This window comes from Bradyrhizobium liaoningense (assembly GCF_018130785.1).
GTDB classification, from domain to species: Bacteria; Pseudomonadota; Alphaproteobacteria; order Rhizobiales; family Xanthobacteraceae; genus Bradyrhizobium; species Bradyrhizobium liaoningense_A.
This window is the reverse complement of sequence record NZ_JAFCJT010000030.1, coordinates 66,247-81,215: the sequence shown is the minus strand read 5'-3', so window position 1 is coordinate 81,215 and position 14,969 is coordinate 66,247. Positions and strand designations below refer to the sequence as shown.

General features: G+C 58.8%; 15 protein-coding genes. 5 read left to right on the top strand and 10 right to left on the bottom strand.

Annotated features, from left to right (window positions below; translation table 11 throughout):
- Window positions 1-192 (top strand): helix-turn-helix domain-containing protein (locus JQ627_RS34755; protein ID WP_409363836.1); only part of this gene is annotated, 192 nt, incomplete at its 5' end.
- A 306-nt stretch (window positions 193-498) separates the two neighbouring features.
- Here the strand turns inward: JQ627_RS34755 and JQ627_RS34750 are convergent.
- From JQ627_RS34750 to JQ627_RS34740, 3 genes are all read right to left on the bottom strand, one after another.
- Window positions 499-933, bottom strand: coding sequence for a cupin domain-containing protein (locus JQ627_RS34750; RefSeq protein WP_212488847.1), 435 nt, complete (start codon window positions 931-933; stop codon window positions 499-501).
- Between the two features lie 86 nt (window positions 934-1,019).
- Window positions 1,020-2,039, bottom strand: coding sequence for an LLM class flavin-dependent oxidoreductase (locus tag JQ627_RS34745; RefSeq protein WP_212488846.1), 1,020 nt, complete (start codon window positions 2,037-2,039; stop codon window positions 1,020-1,022).
- A 142-nt stretch (window positions 2,040-2,181) separates the two neighbouring features.
- Complete coding sequence (locus tag JQ627_RS34740) at window positions 2,182-3,411, bottom strand: YbfB/YjiJ family MFS transporter (protein WP_212488845.1); 1,230 nt, start codon at window positions 3,409-3,411, stop codon at window positions 2,182-2,184.
- 82 nt (window positions 3,412-3,493) lie between these two features.
- On the opposite strand from JQ627_RS34740, the gene JQ627_RS34735 reads away from it, so the two are divergent.
- A complete protein-coding gene (locus tag JQ627_RS34735; RefSeq protein ID WP_212488844.1) occupies window positions 3,494-4,075 on the top strand; it encodes a TetR/AcrR family transcriptional regulator in 582 nt (193 codons plus the stop codon).
- A gap of 143 nt (window positions 4,076-4,218) precedes the next feature.
- A complete protein-coding gene (locus JQ627_RS34730) occupies window positions 4,219-6,774 on the top strand; it encodes a hybrid sensor histidine kinase/response regulator (protein WP_212488843.1) in 2,556 nt (851 codons plus the stop codon).
- A 460-nt stretch (window positions 6,775-7,234) separates the two neighbouring features.
- Here JQ627_RS34730 and JQ627_RS34725 read toward each other — a convergent pair whose 3' ends face one another.
- The 3 genes from JQ627_RS34725 to JQ627_RS34715 all read right to left on the bottom strand — a co-directional run bounded on the left by JQ627_RS34725 (window position 7,235) and on the right by JQ627_RS34715 (window position 10,395).
- Window positions 7,235-7,495: a DUF3551 domain-containing protein gene (locus JQ627_RS34725; protein WP_071911927.1), complete on the bottom strand. Its 261-nt coding sequence runs from the start codon at window positions 7,493-7,495 to the stop codon at window positions 7,235-7,237.
- Between the two features lie 114 nt (window positions 7,496-7,609).
- Window positions 7,610-7,765 (bottom strand): hypothetical protein, encoded by a 156-nt coding sequence (locus JQ627_RS34720; protein ID WP_212488842.1) that lies wholly within the window; start codon window positions 7,763-7,765, stop codon window positions 7,610-7,612.
- 1,892 nt (window positions 7,766-9,657) lie between these two features.
- Complete coding sequence (locus JQ627_RS34715; protein ID WP_212488841.1) at window positions 9,658-10,395, bottom strand: hypothetical protein; 738 nt, start codon at window positions 10,393-10,395, stop codon at window positions 9,658-9,660.
- A gap of 385 nt (window positions 10,396-10,780) precedes the next feature.
- On the opposite strand from JQ627_RS34715, the gene JQ627_RS34710 reads away from it, so the two are divergent.
- Entirely contained in the window at window positions 10,781-11,068 is a 288-nt protein-coding gene (locus tag JQ627_RS34710) for a DUF1330 domain-containing protein (protein ID WP_212488840.1), read from the top strand.
- A 31-nt stretch (window positions 11,069-11,099) separates the two neighbouring features.
- On the opposite strand, the gene JQ627_RS34705 is transcribed toward JQ627_RS34710, so the two are convergent.
- Together JQ627_RS34705 and JQ627_RS34700 are read right to left on the bottom strand one after the other, a co-directional pair.
- Window positions 11,100-11,291 carry a hypothetical protein gene (locus JQ627_RS34705; protein ID WP_212488839.1) on the bottom strand — a complete coding sequence of 64 codons (192 nt, stop codon included), beginning with the start codon at window positions 11,289-11,291 and terminating at the stop codon, window positions 11,100-11,102.
- A 204-nt stretch (window positions 11,292-11,495) separates the two neighbouring features.
- Window positions 11,496-11,696 carry a hypothetical protein gene (locus JQ627_RS34700; RefSeq protein WP_212488838.1) on the bottom strand — a complete coding sequence of 67 codons (201 nt, stop codon included), beginning with the start codon at window positions 11,694-11,696 and terminating at the stop codon, window positions 11,496-11,498.
- A 187-nt stretch (window positions 11,697-11,883) separates the two neighbouring features.
- On the opposite strand from JQ627_RS34700, the gene JQ627_RS34695 reads away from it, so the two are divergent.
- Complete coding sequence (locus tag JQ627_RS34695) at window positions 11,884-12,105, top strand: hypothetical protein (protein WP_212488837.1); 222 nt, start codon at window positions 11,884-11,886, stop codon at window positions 12,103-12,105.
- Window positions 12,106-12,205: 100 nt separating this feature from the next.
- Here JQ627_RS34695 and JQ627_RS34690 read toward each other — a convergent pair whose 3' ends face one another.
- Complete coding sequence (locus JQ627_RS34690; protein ID WP_249143639.1) at window positions 12,206-13,534, bottom strand: site-specific integrase; 1,329 nt, start codon at window positions 13,532-13,534, stop codon at window positions 12,206-12,208.
- A gap of 815 nt (window positions 13,535-14,349) precedes the next feature.
- Window positions 14,350-14,718 (bottom strand): hypothetical protein, encoded by a 369-nt coding sequence (locus JQ627_RS34685; protein ID WP_249143638.1) that lies wholly within the window; start codon window positions 14,716-14,718, stop codon window positions 14,350-14,352.
- Window positions 14,719-14,969: the final 251 nt, after the last annotated feature.

Sequence of the window (14,969 nt, the reverse complement as noted above, 5' to 3'; positions counted from 1 at the left end):
GTTAAGGTGATCACGATGAGCGAAAATGCGAAGGAAGCGATCCTGGCCGCGGCGCGCAGGACGGCTCAGGCCCACGGATATGGCGGGCTGAACTTCCGCGACATCGGAGCCGAAGTCGGCATCAAGGCTCCGAGCATCTACCACTACTTCCCAGGCAAGCTGAGCTCGCGGCCCGAGGTGGTGAGACGCTAGTGGGAAGATACGGCGGCGAGCCTCGAAGCTCTTTCAAAAGCGAACGGATTTTATGACAGTCACGAACTGTTGGAAACCGCGAAGGAAGGTGCAGGCGTTCGCAGATTTCAGCAGCGTGAGACACGGGCACGGGCAAACTACGCCGCCGGCGCAGAGCCGTGCAGACCTAAAACTCTTAGACTCGTTGATCGATAGCTTTCGCTGATCCGGCCTGATAGCGACCCTGAACCGGTTCAAAGAGAGGAAGTCGGTGCCTGATCGGAAACAGCAAATCTCCTTTCGGAGAAGAACTGCCGGACGCCACAGTTACGGTAACGGTCCGACGACAGCTTGGTCGTGACGTTCGGCGATGGCCGGGAGTTGATCCCTGTGCTGCTCACGCGGCTCAGGTATGTTATGCAGGTCGCGGAAGAATTCCTCGTGGCGGCGCGGCGTAGACACAAGGATATGCCGTGCGTCATGGACTCCGATATTTGTGAAGCCGTGAATGACGCTCCTTGGAACTATCACTCGCGTGCCAGGACCCACGGTCTCGGTCTTTTCGCCGACAAGATACCTCAGTTGCCCCTCGATCACGATGAAGAGCTTATCTTCCGTCGATGAGATATGTGCCGGCGCACCGAAGCCAGGCTTGATAGTCATGTCGAGGACTGTGAACGAGCACGGATAAGGGTTGATGATCTTGGCGGTTATTCCTGCGAATTCCGTCGTTTCAAATTCTGTAGTGACACCAGGTTTCATTTTTGCTCCAACTTGGCAGTAGCGGTGACGATTGCCCCACCGTAGGTCGCGTGGGAAATGTCGATAATGTCGGAAGCCCTACACGTTCAGTCCGTGGTTGCTGTCGCCGATTCTCGGGTGATGTCCTTGCAGACGCGGGCAACGATCTCGTAGGAACGACGGGCGGCAATGGGGTCGCGGATCAGCGTGATGACCATCAGCTCGTCGGCCTGCGTTTGTCGCACCATCGCCTCGATACCAGATCGCACCGTCTCAGGTGAGCCTACGATCGCATAAGGTAGGTGTTGTTCAGGCGCAGCCGCCACAACAGGTGTCCTGGCATTGTCGATCGGCACTTGTATGCTCGACTTGCGAAACCACTGCAGCAAGATCGGTCGGATCGATCCCAGCAGGTCCTGGGCTTGAGCATCGGTCTCCGCAGCAATGATGAAGGCGCAGATCATCGCATAATTGCGCTGCAGCGTCTTGGAAGCTCGGAAATTTGTGCGGTAGGCCCGCAAGGCGACCTGCAGGTCTTCGGGCGCAATATGGGTCGCGTAGGAGAATGGCAAGCCAAGCTTTCCGGCCATCGCCGCCGACGATGTCGACGATCCCAAAAGCCACACCGGAAGATCGAGGCCACGGGCAGGCACGTACGGCGCATCTTCCGCCTGCCGCTCATCGAGCAAGGTCAGGAGCTCGTCGAGGTCGAATTCAAATCGATCACGCGCGTCGGGCGGCTTGCGTAACATCCGGAATATCTCGGAGTCCGCACCAGGTCCGCCCGTGGCGCGCCCGATCCCGAGATCAATCCGACCGGGATGCAGCCCCGCCAGCGTTCCAAACTGCTCGGCGATAACCAGCGGCGAATGGTTTGGCAACATCACCCCGCCGGAACCAACACGAATCGATCTCGTGACGCTGGCGATGTGGGCGAGCACGACAGCCGGTGCCGCATTGGTCAAGCGGGGCACATTATGATGCTCGGTAAACCAGAAGCGTCGATAATCCAGCTCTTCGACTTGCTGGGCCAGCTCGACGGTTCGGCGCAGGGAATCGCTCGCCGTCTCGCCGTCACGCATGGGCGAAAAATCGAGGACAGATATCGCGAGCGGCGGCGTACCCATGGCAAGCTCTCTCCTAGGTGATCAAATGGGCGTGGTAACCCATTTGCGCATCGCAGGCGTCCCTCTCAAGACGTGCGACAGTCAGAGATTCACTGGTCAACACATGGTGCTTTCCACCATCGATTTGCTAACGTCACTTTCGTTACGACAGCGCCTTTTGCTGCGAAGCCAGAGCTGCACCAATGAACAGCGCAACGGCCGACACAACCAATCCGCGTTCGAGACCGCCAGGGCCGTCGGCGATCCAGCCAACGAGCGCGGGCCCGATGATCTGGCCGAATGCGAATACCACCGTGAACACGCTGATCGCAGACGACCATGATTCTTGCGGGAGATTGTGCCGCACCAATACGGTGGTCGATGCCACCGCCGATAGCAGGACCATTCCGAAGGCCAGGCCGGACATGAACACGACTGGCACCGCAGAAGTCACTGCCGGGAGAATGGAAACCACACCTGCGATAGCGTTGAATATCGCCAGCGACTCGCCGCCCTTGAAGCGATCAAGCATCGGTGCCCACAGTCGCGAGGATAATACGACGGCCACCCCTAACAGCGTATAGAACAAGGTGATAGTCTCAGCCTGCATGCCCTGCTGCTTGAGCAATGTGATCACGAACGTCATGTAGGCAATGTAACCAACGCCAAACATGAAATAGCCAGCCAGGGCAAACCCGAAATCCTTTACGGAAAACTCCGATTTTGAGGTCAGATCAGAAGGAATTTCGCCGATTGTCCTTGCAGGCAACGCCATGATGGCGGTTGCGAGCAGACAGGCGATGCCGAGCGCGAACCACGCCCATTGCCAGTCATGCGCGCCGCCGAGCTGTGGTGCGGCCGAAAGCGCCGCCGGTACGAGTAGCGCGGAAAGTGCGATCCCGAAACCTGTGCCGCCGTAATAGAGACCGATCAAGAATCCGGCCTGCTCGCGGTGCATTGAGCCAAGACGGGTCGCTAGAACGCCGCCGATGACGAAGACGGACGCGCTCGCTGCGCCTGCGCCAAGGCGGAGAAGGATCAGGGCTATAGCGTCGGTCACGACGCCCGACAAGAGCAGGAATACGCTGGTCAGAACGGAACCTATGACCAACAGTCGCCAGACGTTGAGGCGGCGCGTCAGCGCCGGAACCGCCAGCGCGCCAATGAAGTAGCCGAGTGCATTCGCCGTGTTCATCGAGCCAGCCAACAAATAAGACCAGCCAAGATCGGTACGCATGGGCGTCAGCAAGAGCCCGTATGACAGGCGGGAGATGCCGAGAGCGATGGCGGCAGCCAGTGACAAGGCGAGCGCTGTGGCGATCGGATAGCGCGGGAGCGATACTGGAAGCGCGGTTTCAGATGACATAGGGCAGCCACAGATGATGAAGTTCATTAGTTTAGCGATCGATAAATTTCGCGGCTGACCTTGTCAATCAAATAGAGCGAATGCTAAATAACAAATTGGAGATCGGAACATGCCGCGACCGAGAAGCTTCGACCTCGATGAGGCGATCAAAGGAGCAACTGCACTGTTCTGGAAGAACGGCTATCAGGGCACGTCGCTTGCAGACCTGACCTCAAATATCGGAATTGCGCCAGCGAGCCTGTATTTTGCTTTCGACAGTAAGGCCGGACTTTTCAGGCAGGTGCTCAATTACTATTATCAAGCGTACCTTGGCCGCGTCGATGAAAAGGCGCTGAACCAGCCCACGGCGCGCGAGGTGGTGGAGACTATGCTCTATGGGTTGGTAGACCTGTATACGGACAAGACTCATCCACCAGGGTGCCTTTCGGTCAAATGTTCGCAGGCGTACGCAGAAGAGGCAGAGGTTCAAGATGAACTGATGAAGCTTCGTCACGCGCGCCGCAAACGGCTGGCTTCGCGGTTTCGGACAGCGCGGGAGATGGGTGATCTGCCGGCAAATGCGGATTCGGACGCGCTTGCACTATTTGCGATCGTTGTCGGTTGGGGGCTGGCGTTTGCGGCGCAGACGGGGGCAAGCCGGGCAGACCTGCGCCGCACCGTTGAGACGTCGCTCGGGGGGTGGCCAACCTAGCAACATCTGCCGTGCAAACTTCAAGCGCTCATTGAGCGCCGCTATTCGAGGGATCAGCGTGAACCCAAGTGCATGTATAGCCATTCGACGTCGGATGAGTAACTCCGACGAGCGAGTGTTTTAAGGACGGGCCCGGCTCAGAAGTGACCCTTCTATCACGCCTATTCTTGCTTGTTGCTGCGGCCCTCTTGCCTGCGGTCGCGATCCAGGCCTACAGCGAATTCGGCCGGCGTGAAGCGCGTCAGGTCGAAGTGGAAAATCAGGCACTCAGCTTGGCTAAGCTCGCTGCCGCAAACCAGCAACAAATCGTTCAGGGGATTCGTCAGGTCCTGATCGCGCTGTCGGAACTGCCGGCAATCAAGGCGGGGGATCGCGTGGGCTGCAATGCTTATTTGGCAGCGATGAAGCCCCGTTTCCCTGCGTTCATTACCCTTATCGTAACTGACGTTAATGGTCTGTCCTTCTGCCACACAGATGGCGATCGTCCGGCGGTTGATATCTCCAAGCGCACCTACTTCGCGAGCGCTCTCAGGACCAGCTCTTTTACGATCGGAGAGTACTCGCGAGGTCTGTCGTCCAAGCAAAGAGTCATACAGTTTGCGATGCCGTTCTACGCCAGCTATGGCAAGATTGGCGGCGTCATAGTTGCAAGTCTTGGCTTGGATTGGCTCGCCGATTACATCGCTCGAAACGGCGTGCCTGAGGGCGCAGCTCTCGCAATCACGGACCGGAACGGCACCTTTCTCGCCCGTTATCCCGATAACGACCGATTCGCTGGCACAAAAATGACCGTCGAAAAGTCTTTGGACCTGGGCGGCACGGCTGACATCGTCGACGTCGATGGTGTAGAGCGGATCGAAGCCTATTCTGCCCTGCAGGATGGTTTGGGGGCGCTTGTTGTCGACTTCGGCCTCGACAAGGCGTTGGCTTTCCGGGAGATCCAGCGCCAGACGCTGCGCGACGTCTTCTTGATCATCCTGAGCGCTACGCTGGTATTGCTGCTGACATCATTGGGCGCCAGGCAGTTTATCCATCGCCCGTTCGGGCAACTGGTCGACGCAGCGAACCAGTGGCGGTTCGGCGACTTTGCCCGACGTGTAAACATTGGCGGAACTTCAGAGATCGGACACGTTGCTGACGCGTTCAATACCATGGCCAGTGCGTTGGAGCATCGCGAGCAGGAGTTGTCCAAGGCCAAGGAGATCGCCGAGGACGCTGCTGCCCGGATCACGACGATCTTTGAGAGCACCAACGACAGCGTGCTCATCGTCGATCGGGATTGGCGCGTCACTTATTTAAATGGGCCGGCTTGGACGCGTTTCGCAGAAGACCGCGATATCGTCGGTATAAAGCTGCCCAAGGTATTTCAAGGCGTGTTCGACGGGGAGGTCTTGCGCGAGGTTCAGGAGTCGGTGTCGGAGCAACGGCCGGGCTCCGTGGAAGCGTTCTGTCCGCGTCAAAATATTTGGTGCGCGATCAATGTCTTCCCTTCAAGTCAGGGTTTCGCGATTTTTCTTCGCGACATTACCGAGCACAAGCTTGCGTTGGAAGCGCGCCGCCAAATCGAGGAGCAGTTCCACCAGAGCCAGAAAATGGAGTCCGTTGGCCAGCTCACGGGCGGTGTTGCGCACGATTTCAATAACCTTCTCACGGTCGTCTCTGGCAACCTTGAACTCATCGAAGCCGCAAAGGACGTTGTCAAGATCCGGCAATTTGCCGCTGTCGCGCGACGTGCCATTGATCGAGGGACAAAGCTGACGGCGCAGCTTCTCGCCTTTTCGCGGCGGCAGACGCTGAATCCAAAGCTTGTCAACGCTAACCAACTTATCGGTGAATTCCAGGGGCTCATCCGCCACGCTGTTGGAGCCACTTGCAAGATCAAGCTGCAGACCGAGGATCGATTGTGGTTGTGCCACGTCGATCCGTCGCTGCTGGAAGCCGCCCTCCTCAACCTGGCGCTCAATGCGCGGGATGCGATGCCGACTGGCGGCGTACTCAAGATCGCGACGCAGAACGCCGTCGTGGAGGAGGGCGCGGTTGCAGGTTGCCTGGCCGGAGAGTACGTCACGCTGTCCGTCACCGACACCGGTTCGGGAATGTCTCCCGAAGTGCGGGATCGAGTGTTTGAGCCCTTCTTCACGACCAAGGAGGTCGGCAAGGGGACAGGGCTTGGCCTCAGCATGGTCTACGGCTTTGTCCGGCAGTCCGGGGGACACATCGTCGTCGACAGCACGCCGGGCGTGGGAACCAGGATCGCTCTCTACCTGCCCAGGGCCACCCAAAGATCGGACGCAGAGGAGCAAATTGGGCAGCCTGAAATCACGCCGGCAGGCTCCGAGCGCATCCTTGTTGTCGACGACAACGAGGATCTCCTGGAGGCAACTTCGGAAATGCTGACCACTTTCGGCTATTACGTTTCTTGCGCCGGAAATGCCGCGGATGCGCTCCGGTTGCTACAATCCGGCCAGGAATTTGAACTCCTGTTCAGCGACGTCGTCATGCCAAACGGGATGAGCGGTGTCGAGCTTGCCCGCGAGGCGAAGCGACTAAGGCCAGGCATCAAGATCCTGCTGACTTCCGGCTACGTGAGAGACGAACTGGAGCGGCATAATGCGGTGGATGAGTTCCCGTTCATTCATAAGCCTTTCCGTCTGGCAGACCTGGTGCGGCGTCTGCAGGCAATCCTGCGCGAGACATGATGCGCATCAGTTTGTGGTGTCGCCGTTGGGCTCCCTTCGGAGCAGTTCCCCGTCTTGCTTTTGGCTTCAGGCTTCTGCGCTCGCCTATCGGTAGCTTGCAACAGGGAATTTTGCGACGACGGCATTCCCCATCGCGCCATCACGATCTCGCGTCCGTCGGCGGCATTGCGGACGATGTCGCCTCGTGAGATCGCGAAATACGGAAAGCGGGCGCCATCATGAAGCGTCGGCGCCGAATTCACAGGAAGCGCGACCGGCAACGAGATGAGGCATAGCCGGCTGTCCCACTAGTCTCAAAATAGAACGCTGCCGGGCTCGAAATACATGTCCCGGCAGCGCGTCATTCTCAAAACTGAGCACTGAAATCTCAGTTAGCGCTAATTTTGCAATGGGCGTGCCACAGGTTTGTGACTGCGGCCGCTGGTTCACGCTGGCGGACTGGGCGTCTCTCGCAACTGTCCTAGTAGGCGCGGCGGCCGTGCCGCCGATAAGCTGCGGGGTTTTCCACGCCCGCGAAGTATGGATTTATGGCGCACTCTGCGGCGCGGCCCGATGCCGAAGCATTGCACTGAGGCAGCGATGTGTAGCTGCAATCGTAATAGTTGGCCCCCGCGCGGTAAACGTGCAGGCAAACCGGATAGGCCGGGTTATACGTCTGAGCTGCCGCCGGCTCTGTTGATGCCATCCCGATTGCCAAAATCGCCAAGGCCGGAGTACGCATTGGAACCTCCTATCGGACATTGAGAACGCGCGCGAAGCTCCACGAGCCAGTGCTTTCGATCGTACCCCGCGGAGGTTGGCGACTACGCCTGATGATCGCTACCAGCCCGCTGGTTCACGCTGGCGAGCCTAGCACGTCGTACTCGAATGCCACTCCCTCGGGATCGTTCTCCTCGAACCATATTTCCGCAGCTTCGACCGTGGAAAAGACCTTGATGTGGTCGGCATCGCCGACCTGTTTGGCGGTGTTCACGTACACGAAGACGGTCATTGGTCCCTCATCAGCTTGCGCCGGCCCCAATGAGGCTGCTTTCCCTTCGGGTTAAACTCCGGGACGTGGTGGCGGTTCAACGCTCGCATGACGCCGATCCGGGCGAACAGCGTCGGCCGCCTCTCTATTGCGGTACTTTCCCACGACTGCCAGAGTGGCCCGCCCAGGCGGCGAGCCGATTGTCGTACGAATGGCTAGCAGACACCACATGCCAAGCGGCAGGAATGAGTAGCCATTTGAAGCGAGCGGTACCCAGAACGGTTCAGGAGGCCCGCGCGAACGCGCGGGCAGCCGAACTAGCTCCGGTTATCAGAAGTCCGGTGCCACGTCCTTGGGGCGCTTGCAAAGAAACTCAATGAGACCCGCGTTCCTACGCCAACCGGCGAGGCAGATGGTCGTGGACGCAAGTCTGGCGACTCCTCAAGCGCCTGCGTCAGATCTCACATAAGATTTGAGCAGTTGTTGAAATCTGGAAGGCGTCAGCCAGGAACGCGCGCGAGCTGCCGTGCGTAGTGGGTGTGGGAAAGCTTGCTACTTGCTGCCGGCCACCACCAGCGCCCCTCCCATCGCAATCTGGTCGCCGTCACAGCGCGCCGAGCACGGCCGCCCACGGCTTGACACGAACGCCGGTCGTGCTCGCTTCCGGTTCGCGATGATCCTTGCGACTTGGGCGGCCCGCGAAATTGAGCGAACTCTGCGGCGCTGACAAGGCCCGCCGGTACACGTCGGCGGGCTCTTTCGCGATCCGATATTTCTTGGCCGCCTTTCGCCTTGGTGGGTATCCGGCGTACGCTGCTTTCCGAGGTCTCAAACAGAGGCAGGAAATAATGTCGGCGACAGAAATCCTAAAGAGCGCGTTCGCGCTAGCCCTTTATATTGAGGCAACAACGACGACGCTCGCAACCGCCCAAGAAGCGACATTTTCAGAAGGCGAGCGACTTGGCCTTGCGGCGTGTTTGTCCAAATGCCCCGACAACGATAAGGCATGCAACAATCGATGTATCTCGAGTTCTCAAACCAAGGGCCGTGTGTGGGGCGACGATGTGCGCGCTTGCATTAGGGGTTGCCGGGTAGGTACCCAAATGAAAGATCAGATATTTAGTTGTATAACGGGCTGCCGTCTTGATCGGATCGTCCGGTAGAAGCGCGGTGGTAGCGTCGGCACAAGCCGCTAGGGATTGCGGTACCGCAACGCAGGCGGCCCAAGCAGCAGCCCGCCGGTTCACGCTGGCGGGCCCAGCACTCCCGGCGCTCTAATCCGCAATTGGATCGGCGGCCGGGAGCATTGGGGCTGGAATTGCCATGCCGTGCCATGTCGGCACTCCAAGTGACAATGCGTAGAAAACCGGAGTCCGGTAGTTGTCCGGACTCCATTTTCGGAACGGGGTGTTCTACTGAAAGAACACCGGCGCGATTTGAGCACCAAGTTTTTTCGTTATTCCGGGAATGCCGCAGTGGGGCTGGAACCACGCTGCGGCTTTTCCCATTCTGCGATCGCAACTCTCGTTAAGCTGGGCGTACACTATTGGACTGAGTAAGGCCGCCTCAGTTGGCCTACTTGCCGGTTTTCGACACTGTCTTGCGCCGCACTGGCACAAGCTGCACATGCCAAGGAAAAAGGTCCCAGCTATGTTGGGTGATGCGTGAGGAATGGGGTTTTCGGTTTTTCATCTGCGCTGCCAGGGCCATACCAGTCGTCGTAGCGTTCATTTTGCTATTGAAGAAGTAAGGCCGCCTCAGTTGGCGGCCTCTTTCATTTTACAAGCGCTGGGCCTGTAGCTGACCATCCCTTTGGGAGCCTCCCGATGTCTGCTGCTAGGCAGTGAACGGACAAAGCTCCTGCAAGATGCCGAGGCAGCTTCTGACCCATAGCCGAAGCTGCGAAGGCCGCGCTAATCGCAGCCAGTGATGCGCTTGACCGCCTTCGCGTACTTCAGATGAAGCGAGCTGTTAGCCCCATCCGAGGGGGCGTTACGGCCCAGGATGTGGTCTGAGTCCAGGCATGTTTGGAGGTCAAGCTGGATGTGCGAGCAGGACCCCAAAGCGTTCTTCTCGGCCTCTTCCTTCGACGCCCCAAATCCAACAAAAGTCTGTACACGCCCGGCCTCGGTGTCGACCGCCGAGACAAGCGTGATTTCCGAAATGTAATAGGACGAGCACGAGGCAGCGAATACCTCGGCAGGAGCAACCAATACCCCGAGTACGAGCACCATTTGCGCGGTAGCCTTTATAACTTCTCTCTGTTGTCCTGCCTTCTCCGGGCGTGGAGGAGTCCCTTCTTTCTTTTTCGGTGATTGAGAGACGCGCCGAACAGCCTCGGCTATCCGTTGAAGGAGCGGTGTGAAATCGGGGATGTCAATCATCGCCACGAGTAACGCAGCTATCCAAAGGAGATTTCCGGGAGCGAACATCGCGAGCAAGCAGAGCGTCGCAACGACTTCATATTTGGCCTTCTGTTCCTGTGGGACCATTTTCTCAGGCAAATAGAGAAGTCGGAGCATCAGGACGCCCATTGTTAGGGTGAACAACACGAGAAAGACGCTGGTGAACACCATGAGCATGTCGGTTTGTCCGGGCTCCGTGATGAAGCAAGGCAAATGCGTGGTAGCGGGATGCTGCCTCTCGATCATACTTCCCTTCCGGTTATCTACCCGGTGAACGCGAGCGCTGCTTAAGCGGGGAAATGTTGACCTAGATCAAGCAGACGACCTTCATCCCCCATCCCGGGCAAAAGATTGGAGGCCGTCCCGGTCTGGCGGTCTCTTTCATTGCGAATGTCGCCTGTTGGCCCGCAGGCGAAGATGGTCGAAAGCCGCATAAGACTTCGGCGCCGCCCCCGACCGGCTCTCCGAAGGAAACATCGCTTGCCCAGTAGCGCAGTTCGCGTTTGATCTGGTCCAACCTCCGGCGACGCCGACATTCGCACACCCTACCGGGGGACATCTAGACGCTCCCTGCCGGCATGCTAATCTGTCTGCCTTGACCTGCCAGAAGCATTGCCAACGGAGGCTCATTATGCCTGCCTATTTCATTGTTCAAAACACGATCAAAGACGAAGCGCAGTATCAGAAATACGTGCAAGCCGTCGTACCGTTCATAGCCAGTTTCGGCGGAAAGCTTGTCGCCAGACGCGCAAAAGTGGAGGTACTCGAAGGCGAACATGATCAACGGCCAGTCGTGATGTTCGAATTCCCCGACATGGAGGCGATCCACGCATTCTGGAGTTCGCCGGATTACATTCCGATCAAGAAGCTACGCGAGGGGATAGCCACCATGAACATTTGGGCTTTTTCGGGCACGTGATCTGCTCACGACATACTGCCGGGGTACAGCGCTAGTTTTCGAGGATCAGAACACCGAGCCCGAAGAACGTGACGCCACCGACCCAGATCATTTCGAGCGCGGCCTCGATTGCCGAGGTCTCGATCGGCGCGTCGCGTGTGAATGACACGATGACAAAGATCAGGTTCAGAACCAAGCCGACTGAGCCGCATGCGAAGAATAGGGTCTTGAAAAGGCGTTTCATGATCCTCATCCGTACAAGAGGAACCGCCTTGGGGCGCTTAGGCGCTTAATTGCGTGCCGTAGCCAAGCTCACGCCCGCGAACAGGACGGTTGAAAACTTCGCTGACGATGAGCGTGCACAGGATCGCTTAGCGGGGCGCGCATCCAAACACCGCAAGGCTCGAAAGCGCGGTGAGGAAGCATTGCCGGTGCCGTTTCTTTAGACTCAGCTCGTCCGTACCTTGGCATCCCGCAAGCGCCGAACGTAGTAGCCTTGTTTCTCAACGGCCAACTTAATCTCGTCGCTGACCTTAGAAACTCTTTTCTTGCTCTTCCGCCATTTGATCGATGAACCAAATGCCGGGATCGGAGAGCCTTTGCTTAAGACGAGCAAATCATGTTTATGATTGAAATAGATTTCAAACATCTTTACCCCCGACCGATTAGCTTAATGTCTCGGACGTCTGCACGGCAATTGATGTGCAGCGCGGTAAATTTGCCGCCGAACTTCAAATCTAGACGCGATCCGACGCAAGCCCGCCTCCCTGTGAAAAGCGGGGATGATGCTGCGCAATTAATGCTTCAGCAACAATTTCTGCTTGTATGTTGTTCGTATGTCACGCTCGCACACCAGCTCTCTTCTTGATCAATACGAATTAGCGATCGACGAGATCGTCGCCGATTGTGACGGTGACGTGCGTGGCGCGCTTAGGGCATTGATGCTTGTCAATGAACAGCTAGAGCAACGATTGGAGCGGATAAGCGCTCAATTGGGTGATCAGTCTGTGGACGATCCGAAGGAATTCCTCACCAGTCGCAGCGGTTCGCTCCACTGATGCAATCTTTAGAGCATGCGGCGGCTCGCCGACGAGAGTACTCACAGCGTCGAAGCCGGATAGAGCGTTGGATCGGGCTCCGACACGGCCTGTTAAGTGATCAGGCGAAGAGCCGCAATCCGGTCTCCGCTTGTGTCGTTTGGGTCTGCTTGCCAACGATGCGCCGCAGCTCGACCGCGACGCCCTCCAGCACCGCGCGCTTCTCCTTCATGCGCTTGCTGTGATTGTAGACCTTGCCGGTGACGGTCGGCACGACGATCTCGGCCTTCTTGCTCGCGGCATGGTCGAGGCACTTCGCAATCCATGCGTTGTCAAAACCGAGATCGCCGGCCAAGGTCGCTGCCGTACGGCGCAGATCGTGCGGCGTGAACGGCTTGAGGCCGAGCAGTTGGCAGATGCCGGGCGTTCTCACCTTGCCCTTGCGGTTGTCGCCGCGCAGTGCGTCCGCCATGGCCTTGCGATGCAGCGGCTGATCGCCGAGCGGGGAGGCGAAGACGTATTGCTTGTTCGATCCCCGCAAGGCTCCCTTGATGATCTCTACAGCGAGATCGGAGAGGGGCTGCTGGATCACCCGTCGCTTCTTGACCCGCTTGAGCGGCACGTCAAAGCGCGGGTTCTCGCCGTCGAGCTCGAACAGTTCATCGCGGTGCGCGCCAAGCAACTCGCTCGACCGCAGCATGGTCACCAACTCGAATTTCAGCGCCAGCCGCGTCCGGCGATCCCATGACGCCAGCAGTTCGTCATCGTCGAGGCCATGCCAGAAAACCCTGATTTCGTCCTCGGAAAGAACGCGGGTGCGGGCATGCTCGGCATCGAGCTTCGGCAGATTGACGCAGGGCGACGCGCTGACGTAATCGCGGCCCGCCTCGGCCGCCCAATTGAAGAGGGCGCTGGCTGCTTTGCGCATATGCCGCGCATTGCTGACCGAGGGCTTGCCGAACTCACCCCCGACGATGTCGTTGGACAGCGTCGCGATGTCATTCTTGGTAACCTCTCGCGCCAGCTTCTTGCCGAGCCGGGCACCAAGGAACCGGCGCAGATGGCTGGCGGTGTTCTCCCACGCCTCCAGCCGGGGCCGCATCTCGCCGTCCGGCTTGCGAACGGGCGTCTTCATCCAGTCGATCCGCTCCTCGATGATCTCGGAGACGGTCTTGCCGTTCTGCGCGGCCTTCGCCTTCTGGTCGCGGAAGGTCTGGGTAAGCGCGTTGCCGCCCATGCCCTTCAGACCATAGACCTTGCTACGGGCGTCCTCGACCGTGAAGGTCTCGGGATTGTAGACGCCGAGCCATCCGGTGCGCTGTTTGCCCGTGGTCCGATCGGTGAACTTGAACGAGAAGGTCGCGACCCCGGCGGCGGTAATGCTGACGTAGAGGCCGGGGCATTTGCGGTCGTAGAACTTGGCGCGCTGGGCGACCCTTTTCTCGCACATGCGATCAGTCCGAATGAGGCTGCTATTGCGGCCCCGCTTGCCGGCGGGGGAGGGGGTGATGTTACTATGCATGTGGTTTCGGCTCCTAAGGCTTGGGACCAAAGGGCTCGGCCTTGGGGCTTTCAGTCTGTCGTGCGGACGCTGAAAGGCTTAGGGCCGGGCCCTTATTTTGGTGAAGCCCGCTGAAACAGCCCGCATCAGGGTAATCAAAAAGCCCTTGTTTTAAAGGGTTTTGTTAGTTTCGGCGTGTTTCACCGAATGCCAAAATATAGACGTGTTGTCCTGGCCGTCGTTGCTACGGTCAAGTGCTTTGCGGATGCGGCAGTCGCGTCAACCGGCGCGGTGCCGGTGACTTTCGCAAGCGTGAGGGAGGCCAGAAGGAACTCGGCTCCCGGGAGAGCACGGCATAAGCCGTCCAACCATCGCGCAGGGAAGGCCGAGTGATTGGCACCACCTGTATGCTGCTGTGCGGTTTCCTTGCGCTACACTTTCGCGCAGCGGACCGCGGGTGCGAGGTCAGCACCCGGCCTTCCCTGCGCCCTCTTGGCTTCGAGGGCGGAGAGATCAAGCAAAGCTCGGGCGAAATGCGCCGCGAGGATGCGAAGGCGTGTCTGAGATTCAAAATGCGAACCGGAAGAGCGAAGCCGCCGCGTCATACTCCGTCATTGTGAGCGCAGCGAAGCAATCCAGACTGCCGCGGCGGAAAGACTCTGGATTGCTTCGCTGCGCTCGCAATGACGATGTGGAGCAGCTTACTCGGCACACGATGTTCTCGTGCCCCGGATGCCGCCCTCATCGAGGCGACCGCAGACCGATCACCACGAAATCGGAATTCTCTGCGCAAATCCGCCCAGGTCCGAGTCGGGGCTCAACGGCTGGCGATCGAGCGGCCGGTTGTTGTTCTGGCGCGCGAAGGAGATCCCGGGCGGCAACGCGTAGTCGCTGAATTTGCGCTCGCCGGGCAGCACCTCGGTCCCGCCATCCAGCCACGACCGCTTGCTCACATAGAGGCGGGTGTGCGGACCGGACTGGTAGGAACGGTTGGGGCCGCGCGGACCGTATTCGTAGACGGTATCTTGCGTCGCCTGCTGTCGATCGCGCTTGCCGGCCGTTGCGGCATGGACGGTGAGGGTGGAGGCGAGGAGAGCGACCAGCACCGCTCTGGTCATGACAAGCGCGTTCATCGGCAAATACCCCATGCGAATTCCTGACTCGTCGCCTCTCGCACCAGCTTAGGCGCCTGTAAAGAATTCGGGCGTTGCGCGATGTTGCTGAATGCTCGCGCCTCGGGTGTGTGCGCCTGGGCTGCAATATCGGGTCATTCGAGGTCGAAAGGGCGCGCGGCCGTCCTGGGCGCCAGGCCCCACGTGGCTGATCCGCCAATCAAATTCAACGACCGGAAACAGTACAGCAATCTCAAAGCCACACCACGGCC